General features: G+C 63.6%; 11 protein-coding genes. 9 read left to right on the forward strand and 2 right to left on the reverse strand.

The window, feature by feature from the left end; translation table 11 throughout:
* Nucleotides 1–54: 54 nt before the first annotated feature.
* Nucleotides 55–5,541 carry an alpha-2-macroglobulin family protein gene (locus NKJ75_RS11630; protein ID WP_352499691.1) on the reverse strand — a complete coding sequence of 1,829 codons (5,487 nt, stop codon included), beginning with the start codon at nucleotides 5,539–5,541 and terminating at the stop codon, nucleotides 55–57.
* A 277-nt stretch (nucleotides 5,542–5,818) separates the two neighbouring features.
* Here NKJ75_RS11630 and NKJ75_RS11635 point away from each other — a divergent pair, with 277 nt between their 5' ends.
* The 8 genes from NKJ75_RS11635 to NKJ75_RS11670 all read left to right on the forward strand — a co-directional run bounded on the left by NKJ75_RS11635 (nucleotide 5,819) and on the right by NKJ75_RS11670 (nucleotide 21,200).
* Nucleotides 5,819–7,747 carry an autotransporter assembly complex protein TamA gene (locus tag NKJ75_RS11635; protein WP_352499692.1) on the forward strand — a complete coding sequence of 643 codons (1,929 nt, stop codon included), beginning with the start codon at nucleotides 5,819–5,821 and terminating at the stop codon, nucleotides 7,745–7,747.
* Between the two features lie 2 nt (nucleotides 7,748–7,749).
* A complete protein-coding gene (locus NKJ75_RS11640) occupies nucleotides 7,750–13,797 on the forward strand; it encodes a translocation/assembly module TamB domain-containing protein (RefSeq protein ID WP_352499693.1) in 6,048 nt (2,015 codons plus the stop codon).
* Between the two features lie 253 nt (nucleotides 13,798–14,050).
* On the forward strand, nucleotides 14,051–15,703 hold the full coding sequence (locus NKJ75_RS11645; RefSeq protein ID WP_023668187.1) for an ABC transporter substrate-binding protein: 1,653 nt from the start codon (nucleotides 14,051–14,053) through the stop codon (nucleotides 15,701–15,703).
* Nucleotides 15,704–15,926: 223 nt separating this feature from the next.
* Complete coding sequence (locus NKJ75_RS11650) at nucleotides 15,927–16,961, forward strand: ABC transporter permease (protein WP_023668188.1); 1,035 nt, start codon at nucleotides 15,927–15,929, stop codon at nucleotides 16,959–16,961.
* A 13-nt stretch (nucleotides 16,962–16,974) separates the two neighbouring features.
* Nucleotides 16,975–18,132: an ABC transporter permease gene (locus NKJ75_RS11655; protein ID WP_023668189.1), complete on the forward strand. Its 1,158-nt coding sequence runs from the start codon at nucleotides 16,975–16,977 to the stop codon at nucleotides 18,130–18,132.
* A gap of 47 nt (nucleotides 18,133–18,179) precedes the next feature.
* A complete protein-coding gene (locus tag NKJ75_RS11660) occupies nucleotides 18,180–20,396 on the forward strand; it encodes a dipeptide ABC transporter ATP-binding protein (protein ID WP_023729392.1) in 2,217 nt (738 codons plus the stop codon).
* Nucleotides 20,397–20,538: 142 nt separating this feature from the next.
* Nucleotides 20,539–20,766, forward strand: coding sequence for a hypothetical protein (locus NKJ75_RS11665; protein WP_023668191.1), 228 nt, complete (start codon nucleotides 20,539–20,541; stop codon nucleotides 20,764–20,766).
* Complete coding sequence (locus NKJ75_RS11670; RefSeq protein ID WP_352499694.1) at nucleotides 20,763–21,200, forward strand: TA system VapC family ribonuclease toxin; 438 nt, start codon at nucleotides 20,763–20,765, stop codon at nucleotides 21,198–21,200. Before NKJ75_RS11665 ends, NKJ75_RS11670 begins: the two co-directional genes overlap by 4 nt.
* Before the next feature lie 56 nt (nucleotides 21,201–21,256).
* On the opposite strand, the gene NKJ75_RS11675 is transcribed toward NKJ75_RS11670, so the two are convergent.
* Nucleotides 21,257–21,847: a transglycosylase SLT domain-containing protein gene (locus NKJ75_RS11675; RefSeq protein ID WP_352446054.1), complete on the reverse strand. Its 591-nt coding sequence runs from the start codon at nucleotides 21,845–21,847 to the stop codon at nucleotides 21,257–21,259.
* 217 nt (nucleotides 21,848–22,064) lie between these two features.
* Between NKJ75_RS11675 and NKJ75_RS11680 the strand changes: the two genes are divergently transcribed.
* Complete coding sequence (locus tag NKJ75_RS11680; protein ID WP_352499695.1) at nucleotides 22,065–23,603, forward strand: trimethylamine methyltransferase family protein; 1,539 nt, start codon at nucleotides 22,065–22,067, stop codon at nucleotides 23,601–23,603.
* The last annotated feature ends 157 nt before the right edge of the window (nucleotides 23,604–23,760 follow it).

A 23,760-nucleotide genomic window follows, 5' to 3' on the forward strand; every position in this document is an offset into this window, starting at 1 on the left:
CGGGGAGAAGGAGATGGTCGCGGAGATCGGCGTGTTCATCTTCGTCAAGGCGCCTTACGGCGCCTTGATCTCCATCATGCCGGTGGCGGTGCGGGCCGAATATTGCGGCCGGTACATGTCCTCCACCGTGGCTGCCGGATGGGCATAGGTGCCCGGCGTTACCGCACGCACGACGTAGGCCAGCATGATGTTGCGGTCGCCATCGCCGTCATTGGGATTGAATGCCGCGACGAAACGGTCGTCGCGGAATTCGAGATGGGCTGCGTCCGTTTGCGCCAGCCAGGTGAAGTTCGACAGCTGGGCGCTGGAAACAAGGCCCGGATTGTCGATCTCGAAGCCGGCCGGCAACAGGTCGGTGATCAGCAGGCGCGAAGGCCAGCGGTTCTGCTCGTAAACCTTGAGCACGACCACGTAGCGTTCGTTCTGCGTCGCCTCGGTGACGTTGGCTTCGGTGCCATCGAGCTTGTAGTAGGTGCGGTCGATGGTGAAGCCGTCGCCGCCGGCCGGCAAGGGCTCTACCGGCGAGGCGACCGTGGTGACGACCGCCTGCAGCGGCGTGGCGCCGGTGTTGGCGATGGTCAGCGGGCTGTCGGCAATGTCGGTGCCGCTGAGGTGGTTGGAATATCCACCTGCATGCGGCGCGCCGTTGACCGACAGCGTGATAGAGTCGTTGCCCGACTTCAGCGCGCGGGCCGCCAGAAGCATCCAGGACTCGTCCTGCGTGCTGGTCCAGCGGGCATCGGCGCGTTCCCTTGCCACCAGCCGGATCAGCTCCGGCACGATGGTCGGCACCGGCTTCGATTCGGCGGCGAGCGCCAGGATCGCGGCGCCATCACGCAGCCGCGAGCCATAGTCGGACCGGTAGTAGTCGTATTCGGTGGTCGACTTGGCCAGCTGCAGCGCCGTCTGGAAGGTTGCTTCCGAACGCTGCGCGTCGCCGTAGAGCGCCAGGCTCGCCGCCAACTGGGCGACGGCCATCGGGCTCGAGAAGGCTTCGAGCTTGGTGTCGGCGTAGTAGCGCAGATCGCCGACCGAGGCCTTCTTGTTGCGGGCCAGAACATAGAGCGCGTAGGCGATTTCGCTGCCGCGATCCTGGACGTCCTGGTCGTAACCGACCGAGTTTTGCAGATTGCTCAGCGCCTGGCTCATCGCCAGCGCCGGCACGTCGTAGTTCTGCTCGCGCGCCCGGGTCAGGAAGTCGGTGACGTAAGAGTCAAGCCACAGATCGCCGGAGCCCGGACCCCACAGGCCGAAGCTGCCGGCCGAAGCCTGGTAGCTCAGCACCTTGTAGATGGCGGCCTGCACGCGGCCGTGCAGTTCGGGATCGCTTTGCATGCCAACGCCGGACGCCAGATCGTTGACGTAGAGAAGCGGCATGGCGCGGCTGGTGGTCTGCTCGGCGCAACCATAGGGGTAGCGGTCGAGCGTCATCAGCAGCGACGGCACGTCGAAGGCGGCAGCCTGCGAAACGCCGACACTGATCGAGGCGCCGTCGAGCAGGCTTGCCGCGAGCAGCTCCTTGTCGACGCGCAGCGAGCCGCCATTGCCCTTGAGGTCGACGACCAGACGGGTGGTGACCGGCAATTGCGCCGGACGCACCGGAACATACAGCGTCTGCTCGACGGCGGTGCCGTCGCCATGGGCGAGCTTGATGGTGATCGAGGCATTGCCCGCCGTCTGTGCAATCAGCGGCACGGTCAGCGTCTGGCGCTTGCCCTTGGCCAGCGTCAGCTTTTCGGGCAAGGGCTTGTCGCCGGTCGAGAGGTCGCCGGTCGTGGCGATCGACAGGGCATAGTCGCCCTCCGGACCGTCGGTGTCGGCGACGTCGAGCCGCATGATAGCTGCATCTCCAGGCGCCAGGAAGCGGGGCAGGCCGGCAGTGATCACCACCGGATCGCGCACGATGACATCGGTCGTGGCATGGCCGACGGCCTCCTTGGTCCAGGCGACGGCCATGACGCGCACGGTGCCGTTGAACTGCGGGATGTCGAAGTCGATCCTTGCCTTGCCGTCGGCGTCGAGCTGGACCGGGCCGGAGAAGAAGGCGACCAGCTTTTCGGTCGGCGGACTGCCTTGCGGCTGCATCGAGGCGCCGTCGCCGCCGGTCCTGAGCTTGCCGGTGGTGCCGAGCGAGCCGTCGATGAGACGGCCATAGATGTCGCGGACTTCGAGCCCGAGCATGCGCTGGCCGAAATACCAGCCCTCCGGATCCGGCGCCTTGTAGTTGGTGAGGTTCAAAATGCCGACATCGACGGCAGCGACCGTGACATAGGCATTGCTGCCCGGCGCTACGCCGGCGACCGAAACCGGGATCGACAGCTGCTGGCGCGGCATCGTCTTGTCCGGCGGCGTCAGGGTGACGGCGAGCTTTTTCGAGCCTGGGTCGACCGTCAGCCATTTTACGCCGATGGCGCGCGCCGGCATGCGGGTTTCCTGCGCATCGCCGGGCCGGAACAGGGTTGCGGTGATGTAGGCGCCGGCGCCCCAGTCGTCACCGACCGGGATCTCGACCGTGCTGCCGCCGGCCGGCACGGTTGCCGTGACGGTCTTGAGCAGCTTGTCGGCGCCGATGGTGACCAGCAGTTCGCCGGCAAAATGCGGCGACACTTTCAGCTTGGCCACGTCGCCGACGGCATAGCTGTCCTTGTCGAGAGCGATCTCGAGCCCGTCAGGCGTTTCGGTGGAGGTCGAGGAGACATACCAGCCGGCGTCGAACTCATAGCTGGTCGCCGGGCCCTCGGGATCGGCAGTCTCGATCTCGAGCCGGTACTGGCCCCAGTCGACCGGCATCGTCACGGTCGCCTCGGCATCGGCGCTGAGATCGACCTGGCCGTTGGCGATCGACTTGGTGAAGGTGACCGGTTCGTAGTTCCACGAATTGTTGTTGCGGTACCACTGGTAATTGCGTTCGACCTTGACCAGCGACCACTGCGCGCCCTTCAGCGTCTCGCGCTTGCCGTCGGGGTCGACCGCGATGAGGCTGAACTTGGCGGTGCCGCCCTGCGGCACCTCATTGTCGGCGAAATCCGGACGAATGCCGATCATGTGGCCTTGCGGGCGGATGCCGATGTTGAGCGAGCGTTCGATGGCGCGGCCGCCGGTTTCACGCATGCGAACCGTGACCTTGGCGTCGACCAGCTTGGTGGTCGCGGGCAATTGGTCGACCGTGACCGGGAAGGTCGCCTTGCCGTCGTCGCCGACCACCGGCAGACCGGTGAACGGGGTGACCGAAGGCTCGGCCGACTGCTCGTCAGCAAGGCCGAACGAATAGCCGGCGAAACGGTCCCAGTCGCGCGCCGTCGACAGCGTCAGCTCGCCTTCGAGCGCGAGGCCGGCGGCCGGCGCGCCATAGAGGAAGCGGCCGTCAATGTCGATGTTGGCGGTTTCGCCCTGTGCGATCTCCTGCTTGTCGGACTTCATGTCGAACTCGATGCGATCCGGCACGAAGTCTTCGACCAGGAACATCTGGCTGGAAACGGCCGCCTGCTTGGGATCGGTATAGATCGACACCGTCCAGGTGCCGCGCATGGCGTTGGCTTCCAGCGGCAGGTCGACGGCATAGCCGCCGGCCGAGACGCCATCGGCAACGATGCGGCGGTTCTCGACGCCGTCGGGACGGGTGAAGATGAAGGTCAGCGGCAGGTTTTCCACCGCTTTGGAGGCGACGTCGCGGGCAAGGGCTGCGACATGCACATCCTCGCCGGCGCGGTAGATGCCGCGTTCGGTCCAGGCATAGACATCGAGCGCGCCCGGTGCGGCGCGTCCGGCGACGCCGCGATCGGACAGATCGAAGCCGGCGCGGCCCATGTCGAGGAAGACGAAATCGTTGTCGCCCTGCTTGGCCATCAGAACGGCCGGCACCATGCCGCCGTCGCCGCGCGTCAGGCCGGGGTTGAAGACAGCATGGCCTTCGGCGTCCGACGTGGCTGTGCCGAGGATTTCATTGTTCCTGGCCAGCAGCGTCAGTTCGGCGCCGGCGATCGGCTTGGCGGTTCCGAGCGAGCGGGCAAAGACATTGAGGCCATCCTGGCCGGTATAGGTCGACAGGCCGATGTCGGAGACGACGAACCACTGCGTGGCAAGCGAATTGTAATTGTCCTCGTCATTTTCATTTACCGCTTGCGCGGTCAGCACGTAGACGCCGGGCTTGCGCTGCGGCAAGGCTTCGTCGACCGGGAACGAAGTCGTGACGTCCTTGTTGAGGTCGTTGGCGATATCCAGCTGCCCCTGCCAGACCGGCTCACCCATCTGGTCGGAAATGCTGGAGATATCATAGCCGTCGAGCTGCTTCAGGAACTGATAGCCGGACAGAAGCTGCGCCAGCGAACGATCGCCGATACGGTAGAGCTTCATCTGCGCGGTGTTCATGTTGACGGTGACGATGGGGATGCCACGGCGGGCGCCGGCGGGCAGCACGAAGCTGTCGCCGGTGAAGCGGGCGGACGGCGCGCGGTCCTGCACATAGATCGACAGCACGACCGGAGCGGCGGTGACCTCGCCAATGGCGGCCGGCAGACCGGCGCGGAAGGTCACTTCGTAATGTTGGCCGTGCTCCAGGCCTTCGACGCAGATCTGCTTGTCCTTGGCCTCGACGCCCTTGGGCGGCTGGTTGTCGACGGTGACGAACTGGGCGTAGTCGACGCCGGTCTTGACCAGCTCCTCGGAAAACTGCGCGCAAATGCGCGGCGCGCTGGTGTCGGCGTCGATCGAGTGATCGATGACGCGGAAGCCCTTGCGGGCCTTGAGATCCTCATATTCGGCCTTGACCGCCGGCGAACTGACCAGCGCGAGGCTGGCTTCATAAGCCTGCAGGGCCGGACGGTAGAGATCGCGGCGGTCGAGGCCGTTGCCGAGCAGCGCCAGCACTTCGGCGCGGGTCTTGGTGGTGCGCAGCAACTTGTAGGCGTTGATGGCGGCGGAGGTGCCTTTGACCGGCAGATTGTAGGATTCGGAGGTGCCGCTGGCCGGCTGTATGGCAAGCGTTTCACGCGCCAGACCGAGCCAAAGCTGACCGTCGTCAGGCAGGACCGAGACCGCGGCCTCGTATTTGTTCATGGCCTGCCCATGGTCGCCGGTCAGTGCAGCCTGTTCGGCGGCGGCGCGGAGTGATTCCAGCCCGTCGGTCGGCTTGTCATAGGCCGGATCGGTCAGCTTGTTGCGGTATTGCTGGGCCTGGTCGGCCATCCAGTTGGGGAAGAAGGCGAGTTCCGGCGGGGCGCCGATATCGGGGTCGCCATCGACATTGACGACCTTGCCCGCGACCGCGCCGCTGAAGGGTTTCAACTGGTTATAGTCGGACTTTAGGAAGCACCATTTGGCCTTGTTGTTGTAAGTAAAGGCGCGGCAGGCGGGGTCGCCGAGGCATGTCGTCTTGCACTGATCGAGGCTGACATTCTGGTCCGATCTGAGATCGAAGCCGAAATAGTCGGAATTATTTGAGGTCACCACCCGGCGGGCTTCGGCCGCTTGCGCTACAGACCCCCAGGCGAAAATGAGAAGAATCAAGATCGACAGACCACGAGCCGCCGCGCGCATCGCCATAACACCCTCCAGACACTGCTACGTCCGCGGCATGTTCAAGCTTCAGTCAAGCTTGTCAACACGAGGACGGGCAGGTTTCCGCCCGCCAACGGTTCCCAAACCGGCCAATGACCGGTATGCCGATAGTTCATCCACGGGAAAGGGATCACGCTTTCTTGCGAAAACGCAGAAGGTGTGAATTCCAAGCCCTGCCTATTTCAGACAATTGGATTGTGGCCCCTTTACGAGCGCTTCAAAACTTCATTCCAATTTTAGTTTTGTAACCTAGGTTGTCCTGATGCCGGCGTATGAAGCGCAGATGTCGAAGGTAAGTGCGCCACGGCGCACGCTTTCGCGTGCGCTGATTGTGGCGTTGGCGTGCTCGACCGTGCTCGTTGCCGAATCGGGGTCGGCGGCCGCCTTCGAGCTCTTCGGCATCAAATTGTGGGGCTCTTCGAATGACGAGGACGCCGATATCGTCGACCCGCTGCGCTATGCGGTGACCATCGAAGCGCCCGATGCCGACAAGGACCTGGTCAAGAAGCTCGAAAACGCCTCGTCGCTGAAATCCGACGAAGACCGCCCGGTTTCCGGCTCGCTCGGCCTTTTGGCGAAGGCGCGTAGCGACCGCGAACAGCTGGTCGCCGCGCTTTATGCCGACGCCCGTTATGAAGGCGTCGTCACTATCACCATCCAGGGCAAGGCGCTCGACGATTTGCCGCCCGATGCCGAATTTACGGGTCCGCAGCCGATCCCGGTGGTGATCAGCATCTCGAGCGGGCCCAAATTCACGCTCGGCAATATTCGGCTGGAGGGCGATGCCGCCGGGCTGGCGAGCGCCGATTTCGGCCTGATAGCCGGCGGCGATGCCGGCTCGGGCGCCGTGCTCAAGGCCGAGGCGCTGATCGTGCGGGCGCTGAAGCAGGAGGGCCGGCCGCTGGCCCGGATCACCGACAGGCAGGTCGTGGCCGAGCACACCACCTCGACGCTCGACGTGACGCTGACGGTGGCCGCCGGGCCGGTTGCCGGTTATGGCGACACCACCGTCGATGGCACAGAGAAGGTCAATCGCGAGTTCACCGAATATATGACCGGGCTGAAACGCGGCCGGCAATATTCGCCCGACGAGATCGACGATGCCCGCGACCGGCTGCTGAGGCTCGAAGTGTTCAACAGCGTGACGCTGAAGGAAGCCGAAAGTCTCGACGCCGACGGCAACATTCCGATCGGCGTTCAGGTCAGCGAGCGCAAACCACGCTATTTCGGCGTTGGCGGCACTTTCTCCAACACCGAAGGGCTAGGCCTGGAAGGCTATTGGGGCCACCGAAATCTGTTCGGCCGGGCCGAAAAGCTGCGCATCGAGGGCAAGATCAGCGGCATCGGCAGCAACGATCTCAGCGAGCTCAACTACAATGCCGGCATCATGTTCGAGAAGCCGGGCGTGGTCGGGCCGGCCTCGAAATTCATCGCCAGCGTCAAGACCGTCCTCGAACATCCCGATGCCTACGACCATTTCTCGGTCAAGGGCAGCACCGGCCTGTCCTATGAGATCGACAAGAAGCAGACGGTTTCGGCTGAAATCGCGCTGGACTATTCCAGGATCACCGACGCCTTCGGCAAGCACAAATACCTGATCGCCAGCATTCCGCTGCAATATGTCTATGACAACAGGGACAACCGGCTCAATCCGACCAGCGGCTTCAGGGTTCTGGCCTATGCCGAACCGAGCTACGACATTCTGAGCGGCGCCGCCTTCCTCAAGCTCAGGGGCGAGGGGTCGGCCTATCAGTCGCTCGACACGGCCTCGAAATTCGTGCTTGCCGAACGCGTCGCGCTGGGTTCGATCGTCGGCACCGGCCTTCAGAACGTTCCAGCCGACAGGCGCTTCTATTCCGGCGGTGGCGGCTCGGTGCGGGGCTATGCCTATCAGGGCATCGGACCGAAGGACATCGACAATCAGCCGATCGGCGGGCTTTCCTTCTTCGAAACATCGGTCGAAATGCGCATTGCGCTGACCGACACGATCGGCATCGTGCCGTTCGTCGACGCCGGCACTGTCTCGACCACAGCGACGCCGGACTTTTCCGACGTGAAGGTCGGCGCGGGCGTTGGCCTGCGCTACATCACGCCGTTCGGGCCGCTGCGCATCGACGCCGCCGTGCCGCTCAACCGCGACCGTGGCGACCCGCGTTTCGGCATCTATGCCGGGATCGGACAGGCGTTCTGACGATGAAGATTTTGAAACGCATCCTTCGCCTGTTTTTCTACACGCTGCTGATCGTGGCGGCGGCGGGCATCGGCGCGCTGGTCGTGCTGACCAAGACCGAGCGCGGCCGCGAAAATCTCGCCGGCATCATCTCTGACATGGCCTCGTCAAGGGACAGCAAAGTCACGGTCAGCGGCATTAACGGTATCTGGTCCGGCGCGCTGACGGTCGACCATGTCGTGCTGGAAGACCGCGAGGGCGCCTGGCTGGTGGCCCGCAAGGTGGCCATCGACTGGTCGCCGCTGGCGCTGCTGTCGAAGAATTTCAGCGCCGACCGCATAGCGGCCGAACGGATAGAATTGGCACGGCTGCCTGTGGCGAGCACCGAGCCGAGCAAGAGCGGGTCGGGCGGCCTGCCGGTTTCGCTTGATATCAGAGCGATCGATTTGCCGGAGATCGCGCTCGGCCAGCAACTTGCCGGCAGCGGCATTGCCGAACTTGCGGCCAAGGGATCGGCCAAGGTCGATGCGTCGCCACTGGCGATCCAGACGGTGCTCAACGTTACCCGCCATGACGGCAAGCAAGGCAATGTCGACGCCAACATCCACTTCGCGCCGGATGAAAACAAGCTCGACCTCGATCTCAAGGCTTCCGAGCCGGCCGGCGGCATCATCGCCAACCTGCTCAAGCTACCCGGCGCGCCGCCGGTCAACATCGTCGTCTCGGGCACCGGGCCGCTGGCCAACTGGAGCGGCATCGGCACCTTCATGGTCGACGGTCAGATCGTTACCCAGCTCACCGGCCGGCACCAGCTCACCGACAAGGGCAACCGGATCGAGGCCAAGGGCGACGGTTCGTTCGAAGGCTTCCTGCCGGAACGGTTCAAGTCGCTGTTTGCCGGCAAGACCAGCTTCGACCTAGCCGGCACCGCGACCGCGGCCGGCGGCGTCGACATCGAGCGCGCTGCGATCGAGAGCGACGCAGTTCATGGTACCGCTGCCGGCATGGTCGACCCCAACGGCGCCAGCGACCTTTCGGTCGAACTCGTGGTCAAAGCCAAGCCGGTCACGGTCAATGCCGGTACCCAGGCGCAGCCGATCATGGTGGCCATCAACAATGTGACCGCGCGCGCCTTCGGTGACGGCAAGGCGCCGATGATTGACGCCAGCGCTTCGCTCGTCTCGGTGGTTGCGGGCGGTTCTCAGGTGAACAATCTCGATGCGCGGATCCATTCCGACGGTTTCGACATCGAGAACCGCAGCGGCCCGGTCAGCGTGTCGCTGGCGGCGGCCGGGCTGAAGACCGACGTCGCGACGCTGGCCCCGCTGGTCACCGGCAAGCTGACGGCCTCTCTTTCCGGCTCGATCAGCAAGGATGAGATCTCGCTCGATGAGGGTACGCTGCGCAGCGATGCGCTCAATGCCGGGCTGACGGCCAAGGTGGCGCTGGCCGACCTCGCCATGACGCTCAAGATGAATGCCGATGCGGTGTCGACGGCGCTGCCGCCGCAGATCAGTTCACTGCTTGGCGAACGGGTCAAATTCTCGGCGACCGCGACGCGCGATCCGCAGGGCTCTTTCGCCGCCAACTCGATCGAACTCACTTCCGGTTCGCTGAGCGCCAGCGGCACCGCCAGCGCGCAAGGCAGCGATATCCAGGCCGACATCAAGGGCAAGCTCGGCGACGTCTCGGTGCTGTCTTCGCTGGTCGGCGTGCCGATCGCCGGCGGGGTCGATTTCGCGCTGACGGCAAGCGGCGCGCGCAACGCACCGGATTTCTCGGTTTCGGCCGACAGTGCCAGCCTGACGGCCTCCGGCCGCACGGTCAAGGACATCAAGCTGACCGCATCGGGCAAGGCCGACATTGTGAGCCCGGCCGCAGATATCTCGCTGACCGGCGCGGTCGACGAACAGCCGCTCGCCATCAAGGCGGCGCTGGTGACGAGCGATGGCAAGCGCTCAATCAAGGGGCTCAGCGTAGCGCTGGGCGACAACAAGGTGTCGGGCGACCTCACGCTCGATGAAAAATTCCTGCCGCTGGGGACGCTGACGATCTCCGCCCCCGATATCGCGCCGCTGGCGTCGCTGGCCGGGCAGACGGCGGCCGGCGATATCGGCGGCACCGTGGTGTTCGCCAAAGACGGCGAGGCTCCCACTGTCACCATCAATGCAGCCAGCGTGTCGATCGCGCGCGGTGATGTGGCAGCCAAGGCAGTCACCGTCAGCGCACTGATCGCCAACTATCTCAACAGCCCTGCGATCTCCGGCACGATCAAGGCCGAGAGCGTGACCTCGGGAACGACCGTCGTCAGTGGCATCGGCGTCGACCTCAAGCGTGACGGCGACTGGACGAATTTCACCGGCGGCGCAACCATATCAGGCATTCCGGCGACAGCTGCCGGGCGGGCGAAGATTGCCGGGGGCGCGACCAGCGTCGAGATCGCGTCCGGCGAGGCGACGGTGCGCGGCATCAAGGTGGCGATCGCCGAGCCGTCGAGCCTGACCATTGCCGATGGCATAACCAACATTCAAAGGCTGGTAGTCGATCTCGGCGGCGGCTCGGTGACGCTGTCGGGCACGGCGGGCCAGACGCTCGATCTGGCGGCGACCTTCTCGGCGCTGCCGGCTGCGCTTGCCAATGGCTTTTCGCCCGGCCTCGATGCCGCGGGCACGCTCGACGGCACGGCGCAAATCACCGGGCCGTCAGCAAATCCCGACATTCGCTTTAATACAAAACTGGCCGGCGCCGAGACCAGCCAGACCCGTCAGGCCGGGCTCGGACCGCTCGATGTCGATGCGGCCGGCAGCTATTCGACGGCCGGCGGCATCGTGCTGGATCAGGCGACGCTGTCGGGCCAAAAAATCTCCGGCAAGGCAGCCGGCACCGTCAACCCGAACGGCGCCAGCGATTTCGCGCTCGATCTGACATCGTCCGGTCCGAGCCTGCCGTTGACGCTGGGCAGCGCGGAAAGCCCGATCAAGCTCGAATTGCAGGCGCTGTCGGTGAAGGCGGCCGGGCAGGCTGCGCAAGCCAAGCTCGACATCTCGGCGGTACTGCCTTCGGTGGCGACGGATGACGCCAAGGTCGAGGGCATTGCGCTTGCGCTGCATTCCGATGCATTTGATATGAAAAGCCGAACCGGTCCGATCTCGGGCACGGTGACGGCGGACAAGATCGGTCTGGACAATCCGACCATCGCGCCGCTGATCGCCGGCAAGATCACCGCCAAGATCGCCGGCACCCTGGCGGCGGACGCGATCACCATCGACAGCGGCTCGGTGCAGGCCGATGCGCTGGGCAGTGCCTTCAATGGCCGTGTCGGCTTTGCCGATGGAGCAATCGACCTCAACCTCAACGCCGACGTGCTGTCCGCGGCATTGCCGGCTGCGGCGCGCGGCGTGCTGGCAGAGCGCACGCAGCTCAGCGCCACGCTGAAGCGGGATGCCAATGGCAATGTCAGCGCCAATCCGGTCAGACTGGCGTCGGGCGCACTGACCGCGGACTGTCAGGCCAGTCTCGCCGACAACAAGCTCAGCGCAGATATCAAGGGTGCACTGGCCGACATCTCACTGTTGTCGAAAGATGCCAAAGGCGCGATCAGCTTTGCACTCAACGCGCAGGGGCCCAGCCTGGCGCCGGACCTGTCGCTGACGGTCAACAGCGACCGGCTGCTGGTGGCGGAACGCGAAATCACCGGGTTGAAGCTGACCGCCACCGGCAAGGCCGATGCCGCCAATCCGGCGGCCAATGTGCAACTGACCGGCAATGTCGCTGGACAGGCGCTGCAAGGTAGCGCGGTGCTGGCGACGGCGGACGGCAAGAGCGCCATCAACGGCCTGCTGCTGTCACTCGGCAAGAACAGGATTTCCGGCGACCTTGCGCTCGACGAGGCTTTCGTGCCGGTCGGCACCATCGCGCTCGACCTGCCCGATATCGGACCGCTGGCGGCGCTGGCGCTGGAAAAGGCCGAAGGCGATGTGCGCGGCACTATTGCATTCTCCAAGACCGCGGATGGCCCGAACGTCGCCGTCAAGGCTGCGACCGCTTCGATCACGCGCGGCGACCTGCAGGCGAAGACGGTGTCGATCGATGCGCTGGTCGCCAACTATCTCGCCGCGCCGGTCATCTCGGGCAAGATTCGCGCCGACAGCGTCATTTCCGGCGGCACCGCCATCAGCGGCATCGATGTCGATTTGAAGCGCGACGGCGACTGGACCGGGTTTTCCGGCGGCGCCACCGTCAAGGGCATTCCGGCGAGGGCTGCGGGCAGGGTAAAGGTGGCTGGCGGCACCACCACCATCGAACTCGCTTCCGGCCAGGCCACGGTGCAGGGCATCAAGGCGGCCATCGCCCAGGCCTCGACCGTCAGCATCGCCAACGGCACCACGACGCTGGACAAGCTGGTGCTCAATCTCGGTGGCGGCACGGCGACGGTGACCGGCAAGGTCGGGCAGGCACTCGACATCAGTGCCGCGCTGTCGAAGGTGCCGGCTTCGCTGGCCAACAGTTTTTCGCCGGGCCTCCAGGCCGCCGGTTCGATTTCGGGAACAGTCAAGGTAACCGGCGCGCCGGGCAATCCGACTGTCGCTTTCGATATCGATGCTGGTGGGGTGCAGACCTCGCAGACGCGCAGCGCCGGTCTTGGCGGCATGAATATCTCTTCGTCGGGAACATTCGCCGGCAAGAAGCTCACCTTCAACGCCGACATCAGCGACGGCGCCGGGCTTGGCCTCAAGGGCGGCGGTACGGTGACGACGGCCGGCACACCAGCGCTGGTGCTCGACTTCAACGGCAAGGTGCCATTTTCCTTCCTGGCCGCCAAGCTTGCGGCGCAAGGGCTGTCGCTCAGCGGCACCGCCAACGTCAATATCCAGATGCGCGGCCCGGCGGCGTCGCCGGTGATCGGCGGCACGGTCAGCACGTCGGGCGCCCGCCTGGTCGACGCGCGTTCCGGTCTTGCCGTCAATGACATTGCCGCCGACATTTCGATCGGCAACGGCGTTGCCCGGATCAACCGGCTGACCGGCACGCTATCGACACGCGGCAGCCTGTCGGCCTCCGGCACCCTCGGCATCAATCCGGCGCAAGGTTTCCCAGCCGATTTGTCGATCAAGCTGGTCGACGGCCGCTATACCGACGGCAGGGTGGTGACAGCCAATCTCGGCGGCGACCTGACCATCAAGGGGCCGCTCACCTCGGCGCCGGTGATTTCGGGCACCGTCAACCTGGCCAAGACCGTCATCACCGTTCCCGATAAGCTGCCGGGCTCGCTGGCAGCGCTCGGTGTCAAGCACAAGAACGCGCCCGCCTCCGTGCGGGCGCAGGACAAGGCCTTGCGACCGGCGGCGGCCAGCGGTGGTGGCGGCAGTGGGCTTGTCCTCGACGTCACGGTCAATGCGCCGAACCAGATCTTCATCCAGGGCAGGGGCGTCGATGCCGAGTTCGGCGGTTCGCTAAGGCTGACCGGCCCGGCGGCTTCGCCGCAGGCGGTCGGCACCTTCACCTTGCAGCGTGGGCGGCTGTCGATTCTCGGCAAGCGGCTGACCTTTACCGAAGGCACGGTCGGCTTTTCGGGCTCGCTGGTGCCCTACCTCAACTTGACCGCGACATCGACCACGACCAGCGCCACCGTCACCATCGTCGTCTCGGGCGAAGCGACCAATCCGAAATTCGACTTCTCCTCGGTGCCGGCGCTGCCCGAGGACGAGGTGCTGGCGCAGCTGATTTTCGGCCGCTCTATGTCGAACCTGTCGCCGCTTCAGATCGCGCAGCTGGCCGAGGCCGCCGGCCAACTGGCCGGCGTCGGCGGCTCGACCTCGCTGCTCGAAAACCTGCGCAGTGCAATCGGCGTCGATGACCTGGATGTGACCACCGATGACCAGGGCGGCACCGCCGTGTCGGCGGGCAAGTACCTCAATGACCGCACCTATGTGACGATCCAGAAAGGCGACAGGCCAGGATCGGGCAAGGCGACGATCGACCTCAATGTCGGACGCGGCGTCAAGCTGCGCGGCGAGGCCAACGATGGCGGTGAGGCCAAGGGCGGCATATTCTACGAAAAGGAATATTGAGTTCCTGGCCCTTACCGCCGCCGGAAATGGCGCTGTCTCAACCAGCCCAAAATGTATCAATTACTCGCCTAAGCAGATTCCGGCGGAATCTGGGCGCGCTAGCACTTTTGCGCCAAGTCTGTCGTTATCACGCGAACCGCTCCCTTTTCAAAGTTGCACATTCCCTAACAGGTTCCGTAGCCATGCCGTCTTTGACATCACGGCAGGGATGCGGAATGTTAAAAGGCGGAAAGCCAACAATGGGAGTTAAGGTATGACAAATTACAAGAGTAATGGCGATCGCGTTCCCGATCACATCCTGGCCATGGCCGAAGAAGCCAAGGCAGGCAAAGTCGATCGCCGCGAGTTCCTCGCCATGGCCAGCGTGTTCGGCGCGTCGACTGCGATGGCCTACGGCATGCTCGGCGTAGCCGTGCCGACCCAAGCCAGGGCCGAAGAGGTGCAGGGCAAGAAGGGCGGCATCCTGAAAGTCGCGCAATGGGTCAAGGATCCCAAGGATCCACGCAAGGCCGATTGGTCGGAAATCGCCAATGCCGAGCGCCAGGCGCTTGAGCCGCTGGTCAAGTACACCAGCGAATACACGTTCCGCCCGTACCTTCTGGAGAGCTGGGAGGTCAACGACGACGCCACCGAGTACACGCTGCATGTGCGCAAGGGTGTGACCTGGTCGAATGGCGATGCCTTCACCGCCGATGACGTCATCTTCAATCTCAAGCGCTGGGCCGACAAGAAGGCCGAGGGCAATTCGATGCCTGGCCGTCTCGGCACGCTGGTCAAGGACGACAAACTCGACGAAAGCGCCGTGACCAAGGTTGACGACCACACCGTCAAGCTGAAGCTCGGCAAGGCCGACATCGCGCTCATTCCGAACATGTGCGACTATCCCGGCCTCATCGTGCACAAGAGCTTCGACGAGAAGGGCGGCGACTTCAAAGCCTGCCCGATCGGTACCGGCCCGTTCGAGCTCGTCTCCTACGATGTCGGCCAGAAGGTGGTCTACAAGCGCCGCGAGGATAACAAGTGGTGGGACGGCGAGGTGTTCCTCGACGGCATCGAATTCGTCGACTACGGCACCGATCCGGCAGCCATGGTCAGTGCCTTCGAGGCCGGCGAAGTCCATACCAATTTCGAGACCTCGGCCGACTATGTGTCGATCCTCGACGGACTGGACCTGGTCAAGTCCGAAATCGTCACCGCCTCGACCATCGTGTGCCGCACCAACATCAACAACAAGCCTTACGGCGATCAGAAGGTGCGTAACGCGCTGCAACTGGCGGTCGACAACAATGTCGTCCTGCAGCTTGGCTACGGGAATGCCGGCACGGTGGCTGAAAACCACCATGTCTGCCAAATCCACCCGGAATATTACGAGCTGCCCAAAGTCGCTCGCGATCCGGCCAAGGCCAAGGCGCTTATGGCGGAAGCCGGCCAGGCCGACTTCGAGCACGAGCTGATCACGGTCGACGAAGACTGGCACAAGAATACCGGCGACGCCATCGCCGCGCAGATGCGCGACGCCGGCCTCAAGGTAAAGCGCACGGTGCTGCCGGGCTCGACGTTCTGGAACGACTGGACCAAGTATCCGCTGTCCATGACCAACTGGAACATGCGCCCGCTCGGCGTCCAGGTTCTGGCGATCGGCTACCGCACCGGCGAGGCGTGGAACGAGTCGGCCTATTCCAACCCCGAATGGGATGCCAAGCTCAATGCAGCATTGGCCGTTGCCGATGCGGCCAAGCGCAAGGAGATGATGAAGGACATCGAGCAGATCCTGCAGGATTCCGGCATCATGATCCAGCCATACTGGCGCAAGCTCTACAGCCACTCGGTCAAGGCGGTGCAGAATTACAAGATGCATCCGACCTTCGAGCGCGACTACGGCAAGGTCTGGCTCGACCAGGCGTGATTGGAACGTCAGGGAAGGGGCGCTTCGCTCCTTCCCGTCACGCCTCGCATGGCCCAGAACCGGAAGCCGCCGCAGCAAAAAGTTGCGGACTCTCCTGAAAGACCGTTCAATAAAACTGGGTTGATTGCATCCGAGTGCCGATTTGACGGCCAACTCTGCCGGCAACGGCAAAGCTGGTTTTTCGAACTGGCTCCAACCCCAACCAGACCGGCAGGGGACCGCCATGCTTTCTTTCGTAATCCGGCGTCTCGGCACCATGGCATTGACGATGCTGTGCCTGACGATGATCGTCTTCTTCCTGATCAACCTCGAGCCGAATTTGAAGAAGCTGGCGATCAGCCAGACCGAAATGCACACATCGGCCGAACAGCTCGAAAGCTGGCTGGTCAACCATGGCTACCGGCAGAACTTCTTCGTGCGCTACGGGCAATGGCTGGGCGTCGTCCCGAAGCAACCGGTGACCGATCCGGCGACCGGCAAGCCGACGCAGCGTTTCTCCTTCTGCAACGATCCGCTGGAGCCGAAATTCTCCGGCATCCTGGAAGGTGATTTCGGCTGCTCGACCAAGTTCAAAACCTCCGTTGCGTCAAAGCTCTTCCCCGCACTCGCCGCCACCGGTATCCTGATGCTCTGTGTGCTGTTGGTGATGGTGCCAATTTCGCTGCTGATCGGCATCCTGGCCGGCATGCGCGAGGGCTCGCGAACGGACCGAACGCTGTCCGTCGCATCGATCGCGTCGACGGCGACGCCCGAATATGTGTCCGGCGTCATCTTCACCGTCATCTTCGCCTCCTGGCTCGGCTGGCTGAACGGTTCGGCCGCCTCGGCAAGCCAGGGCATCACCTTCTACAATTTCACCCTGCCGGTGATGACGCTGGCGATCTACGGCATCGGCTACATCGCCCGCATGACACGCGCCTCGATGGTCGAGGTGATGACGCAGCAATATATCCGCACCGCCCGGCTGAAAGGGCTTTCCTTCGGCAGCGTCGTCGTCAAGCACGCGCTGCGTAATGCGCTGATCGCGCCGTTCACCGTCATCATGCTGCAATTTCCCTGGCTGCTTACCGGCGTCGTCATCGTCGAGGTGATGTTCCGCTACCAGGGCTTTGGCTACACGCTGGTCGAAGCCGCCGGCAACAACGACATCGATCTGCTGCTTGGCTGTTCACTGGTCTCGGTGTTCATCGTGCTGATCACGCAGCTCATCTCGGATGTCGGCTACGCGTTCCTCAATCCGCGTATCAGAGTTCAATAGGGGGCTGGGGCAGATGCAGGTCGAATATATCGGTGCCTTCAATGTCGTGCTCGGCGTGATTGGGCGTTTCTGGCCGGTCTGGTTAGGGCTTGCCCTGGTGATGGGAGCGAGCTTCGCCTACAAGAAAAGGCTCGGCCTCTACGGCCAGCTGTTCGATAGCGGCGTCGGCATAGTGGGTGTCGGCATCTGCCTGTTCTGGCTGTTCACGGCAATCTTCGCGTCGACCGTCGCGCCCTTCGATCCGCTCGCCCAGGTGCCGATCATGAAGGATGCGCTGCCGGGCGCGCTCGAGCCGGTATCGAAACTCATCTACTATTTCGGCGGCGACAAGCTCGCCCGCGATGTCTTTTCGCGCATGGTCTATGGCAGCCAGATCGTGCTGATCATCGCACCGGCTGCGACCGGTTTCGCGCTGATGGTCGGCATTACGCTCGGTCTGCCCGCCGGCTACTATGGCGGCCGGATCGACACCGTGCTGTCCTTCCTGGCCAATCTGGTGCTGGCCTTCCCGGTGATCCTGCTGTTCTACCTGCTGGTGACGCCGGGCATCATGGATACGCCGATCCCATACGCCATGGCCGGGCTGTTCTTCCTGTTCCCGATCATCTTCTTTTCGGTGCTGTTCTGGACCCGCTACAAGAACCGGCCGGACCGCCTCTATATATTGCTCGGGCTGACGCTGATCATCGGCGGCTGGGTCTATGCCGGCCTGGTGTTCGACGCCGATCCGTTCAAGATCATCCACATCGATCCCAACCAGCTCAACATCTTCGTGGCGGTGGTGTTCGCCTCCAGCCCCGGCGTATTCCGCATCGTGCGCGGCCTGGTGATGGACATCAAGACGCGCGACTATGTGGCGGCGGCGCAGACGCGCGGTGAATCGCCCTGGTACATCATGCTGTGGGAGATCCTGCCCAATGCGCGCGGGCCGCTGATCGTCGATGCCTGCCTGCGCATCGGCTACACCACGATCCTGCTCGGCACGCTCGGCTATTTCGGGCTGGGCCTGGCGCCGGAGAGCCCGGACTGGGGCACCGCAATCAAGGACGCCAGCCGCCTGCTGCGCTCCTTCATCCACCCGGCGCTGCCGCCGACGATCGCGCTGATGTCGTTCGTGCTGGGCTTGAACCTGCTTGCCGACTCGCTGCGCGAACAATCGATGAAAGACTGATCTGCGGGTTTCGGCCCGCGAGCATGAAAATAGGATTGGAGCGACCCATGAATGAGGCAGTTCGAAATCCCGGCAACCCGACCCTTGGGCCAAGCGCTGCGCCGATCATCGAGATCGAGAACCTGTCGATCTCCTTCTTCACCCGCAAGGGCGAGATCCCCGCCGTCATGGACTTTTCCTGCACGGTGATGCCGGGCGAAGCCATGGGCATCGTCGGCGAGTCCGGCTGCGGCAAGTCGACCGTGTCGCTCGGCATCATGCGCGACCTCTCCAACATCGGAAAGATCGTCGGCGGCAAGATCAAGTTCCAGGGCAAGGACATGGGCGAGCTGTCCGACGAGGAGTTGCGCTCCATCCGCGGCAACAAGATCGCCATGATCTACCAGGAGCCGATGGCGAGCCTCAATCCGGCGATGAAGGTCGGCCAGCAATTGATGGAAGTGCCGCTGATCCACGACAAGGTGTCGAAGGAAGAGGCTTACAAAAGGGCGCTCGAAATGGTGCGCTCGGTGAGATTGCCCGATCCCGAACGCATGATGCGTTCCTATCCGCACCAGCTGTCCGGCGGCCAGCAGCAGCGCATCGTCATTGCCATGGCGCTGCTGTCGAAGCCGGCGCTGCTTCTGCTCGATGAACCGACGACGGCGCTCGACGTGACGGTGGAGGCCGGCATCGTCGAACTGGTCAAGGGGCTGGGCGAGAAGTTCGGCACGTCGATGATCTTCGTGTCGCACAATCTGGGCCTCATCCTCGAGACCTGCGACCGCATCACGGTGATGTATTCGGGCGAAGCGGTCGAGACCGGCAAGATCAAGGACGTGTTCGACCGGATGCGCCATCCCTATACGCAAGGGCTGTTCCGCTCGATTCCGCTGCCGGGCGCCGACAAGAATTCGCGGCCGCTGATCTCTATCCCCGGCCAGTTGCCGCTGCCGCATGAGCGGCCCAAGGGCTGCAATTTCGGCCCGCGCTGCCACCATTTCGTTGAGGGCGTCTGCAATGCCGCCGAAATCCCGATGATCGAGGTCGCCGGTCACGAAGGGCATTTCTCGCGCTGCGTGCGCTTCAACGAGATCGACTGGGAAGCGCTGCCTCCCGGCGCCAAGAAGGTCAATGAGAAGGTCGTGCCCGGCGCGCCGGTGCTCAAGATCGAGGATTTGAGAAAATACTACAAGGTCGGCGGCAGCGAAGTGTTCGGCTCCAGCGAAGGCCGCGTGGTCAAGGCCAATGAGACGATCTCGTTCATGGCGCGCGAATCCGAGACCGTCGCCATCGTCGGCGAGTCCGGCTGCGGAAAGTCGACACTGGCCAAGGTCCTGCTGGGGCTGGAGACGGCAAGTGCCGGCACAGTGACGCTGGGCAACAAGGAGATCCAGTCGACCGGCATCGAGAAGCGCAGCGTCGAAACGGTGTCGTCGATCCAGATGGTGTTCCAGAACCCGTTCGATACACTCAATCCCAGCCACTCCGTCGGTTCGCAGATCATCCGCACGCTGGAAAAATTCAAAGTCGGCAACAATGTCGCCGAGCGGCGCAAGCGCATGCTGGAGCTGCTCGACCTGGTGAAGCTGCCGCGGGCCTTCGAGACGCGCAAGCCGCGTCAGCTCTCAGGCGGCCAGAAGCAGCGCATCGGCGTGGCGCGTGCCTTTGCCGGCGATGCCAAGGTGGTGGTGGCCGACGAGCCGGTGTCGGCACTCGACGTCTCGGTGCAGGCGGCGGTGACCGAGCTGCTGATGGACATCCAGCGCAAGAACAAGACGACGATGCTGTTCATCAGCCACGATCTGTCCGTCGTGCGCTACATCGCCGACCGCGTCGTCGTCATGTATCTCGGCTACATCGTCGAGCAGGGCACGACCGACCAGATCTTCGCGCCACCCTATCACCCCTACACAGAGGCGCTGCTGTCGGCTATCCCGATCGCCGACACCAGCGTGGTCAAACGGCACATCGTGCTCGAAGGCGATATCCCGTCGGCGATGAACCCGCCGAGCGGCTGCCCGTTCCAGACGCGCTGCGGCTACAAGAAACTGGTGCCGGACAATCTGTGCGAGACCAAGGTGCCGCCGGTGAAGCATCTCGGCGATGGCCATATGAGCCTGTGCTGGCTGTCGGACGATGTGCTGGCGACGATGGAGCCCGTGATCAAGTTCGACAGGGAACACGCAGCGCATGAGGGCGTGCCGGAAGACGCACCGGATGGGATCGGCCCCGGTTTCGCCGGCGAACCGCCGAAGCGCCCGCATGGCAAGAAGCCGAGCTGACCAGCCATAGAGGCAATGCCGCTCGTTGGCGCATTGCCGCAGCGTCGCCATAGCTCAAGGAACGACAGCTACGTTCGCTTGAATATTGCTGTCCATTGCATTATGTGATGCGTGATGTTTGATGCGCGATAGAGAGCATATTGTGAGAACCACACTTGCAATCGATGACGATGTCCTACTTGCGGCCAAGGCCATGGCGCGGCAGCAGGATCGCAGCGTTGGCGATGTCATTTCCGATCTGGCTCGCCGCTCACTGCGCAGGCCACCGACCGGCGGTGAACGCAACGGCATCCCCTTGCTTGCATCGCGGCCCGACGGCCCGATGGTCGATCTCGAAATGGTCAATGCGCTTCGCGACGAATTGCCGTGACCTTCCTGCTCGACGTCAATGTCTTGATTGCGTTGATCGATCCGGCTCACGTCGCGCATGAAGATGCCCATCGGTGGTTTCAATCCACCGGGCATTTATCATGGGCAACATGTCCCACTACCGAGAATGGCGTCATCAGGATTGTAAGCAACCCGAAATACCCCAATTCTCCGGGTTCGCCCGCCGTGGTGGCGCAGATTGTCGGCAAGCTGCATGCCCTTTCAGGACATCAGTTCTGGCCTGACGAGATCAGCCTTGTCGGTTCCAACGACATCGATGCAGCCAGGATCCTCACCCCGGCACAGGTAACGGATAGCTATCTGTTGGGACTCGCCAAGGCGCGTGACGGCCAATTGGCGACGTTTGACCGAAAGCTGTCGACGGCAGCGGTAAAGGGAGGGAGGTCGATCCTCCACCTGATCCCAAGCGAATGAATGGCTGAGTTCTGCTTCGATCGCAAACTGCGTGGCTGCAAGACCGCTTGGCAACGTCAGCTGCCGCATTGCTGCAGCTGTTCGGCATAGTCGCGGGCCATCTTTTCGGTCGCCCTGGCATAGCCCTGCACGCCGGCGTCACCACGGTTGCCACGGCCGTAGGCCGTCCAGCCGAGATAGTAGGCGAGGTAGAGATTGTAGGTGTCGTTGCGGGCGACGCCGAACGTGTCTGATGTCTTGGAATGATACCAGCCGACGAAATCGACGGCATCGGCAAACTTGGTCCGCCTCGCCGCCCAACTGCCGGTTTCGCTCTGATATTGCGACCAGGTGCCGTCGAGCGCCTGCGAGAAACCGGTGGCTGACGAGACATGTTTCCACGGAATGAAGCCGAGCAGTTTGGTACGCGGCGGCCTGGCATTGCTCTTGAAACCGGATTCCTTGCGCACCGTCGCCATCAGCACGGGGACGGGGACGCCGTATTTCTGCGAGGCGCGCTCGGCGGCCGACTGCCAGTTGTCGAACCAGCCGTCGTTCTGGTCGAAGACGGCGCAGACATCGTTGATATGGTTGGGCGGCGTCGCGCAGGCCGGCAAAGCCAGCAGCACGCCAACCGCTACAATTTTACTCAAACTCGAACTACGCATTGGAAAACGAATAGGCCGAAATCATAAAGGGAATCTTGCGGCGTTTCTTAACGGCTTGCCGGCCTGGCTGCGCTCAGTGGGCCTGTATCATTATTCCGACCTTTCGCGTCGCCTTTATCTCCGTCAGAATTCAAAAATGCCGCCTTGGCTAAAATCACGTCCGCGAAGGGCGGATTTCTGACAGCGATGTCCGGATGCCGGCGCTCTGATGCCAGGCATGAATGAACCAAGACGAAAGCGCGGCGCGGAGCGAACCAGCAACCGGGGGCCCGCCGCCATCCCGCAACTTCCACTGCGGCGGGTGACCAATCCCTATCCGCCGATGGCGATGCTCTCAGTCGACCAGGTCGAAGCGATCCACCAGGCGTCGATGCACATTCTGGAAAATTTCGGCATCGAGGTGATGTCTCAGCGGGCGCTGGCGCTGTTCGAGAAGGCGGGCGCAAAAGTCGACCATGCGACCGCGAATGTCCGCATCGACCGGGGCCTTGTCGCCGAGGCGCTGAAGACCACGCAGTCCAGCTACCGGCTGACGCCGCGCAACCCCGCCAACACCATTCATCTCGGCGGCAACACGATCAATTTCACTCTCGTCGCCGGGCCGCCCAATGTGCACGACATGGAGCGCGGCCGGCGCGCTGGAAACTTGCACGACTATGCCGATCTGACCCGGCTGGCGCAGCATTTCAACTGTATCCACATGCTCGGCAACCAGGTCTGCGCGCCGGTTGAACTGCCGGCGAACACCAGGCACATGGATACCTATTTTACCAATCTGACGCTGACCGACAGATCCTTCCATGTCTCGGCGATCGGACGAGGCCGGGCGCTGGACGGCATCGAGATGATGGCAATCGCGCGCGGGCTGACGCTGGACGAGATGCGCGATGATCCCGGCATTGCCACCATCATCTCGGTCAACTCGCCGCGGCGTTTCGACGAGATGATGGCCGAAGGGCTGATGACCATGGCCGAGTTCGGCCAGTCGGTGGCGGTGACGCCGTTCACGCTGATGGGCGCGATGAGCCCGGTGACGCTCGCCGGCGCCCTGGCGCAGCAGAATGCCGAGGCGCTGTTCGGCGTGGTGCTGACGCAACTGGTGCGCCCCGGCGCGCCGGTGATGTACGGCGCCTTCACCTCCAATGTCGACATGAAGTCGGGCGCGCCGGCCTTCGGCACGCCGGAGAACACCAAGGCCAACATCGCCTCGGGGCAATTGGCGCGGCGCTACAATCTGCCTTACCGCACGACGCCCGGCTCGGCCTCGAACGCGGCGGACGCGCAGGGCGCCTATGAGACGCTGATGGCGCTGTGGGGCGCGGTGCTCGGCCACGGCAACCTCGTCTATCACGCCGCCGGCTGGCAGGAAGGCGGGCTGACGGCATCGTTCGAAAAACTGATCATCGACGTCGAGATGATCCAGCACATGATGGAGTTCCTGCGCCCGATCGTCGTCGATGAGGCCGAGCTTGCGGTCGAGGCATTGGGTGCGGTGCCGACCGGCGGCCATTTCTTCGGCGAACCGCACACGCTGGAGCGCTATGCCACCGCCTTCTACCAGCCGATGCTGTCCAACTGGCAGAATTACGAGGCCTGGCAGGAAGCCGGCGGCCTCGACACGACGGCGCGCGCGACCCGGCTGTGGAAGAAGGCGCTGGAAGACTATGTCGAGCCGGTGATGGATATCGCCGTGCGCGAGGCGCTGGAGGCGTATGTGGCCAGGCGCAAGGAAGCGATCGGGCAGGGCGAGCCGTGACTTTTTCAGCGTCGGCGCGCGGCGCCCCCTCTGTCCTGCCGGACATCTCCCCCTCAAGGGGGGAGATTGGCTGTCACGTCTTCCTTCGCCAATCACCAACGCTGAAAAGAAAGCGGCGATGCAGACGCTGCTGATCTCCCCCCTTGAGGGGGAGATG

This window comes from Mesorhizobium sp. M0058 (genome assembly GCF_040323095.1).
Classification (GTDB): domain Bacteria; phylum Pseudomonadota; class Alphaproteobacteria; order Rhizobiales; family Rhizobiaceae; genus Mesorhizobium.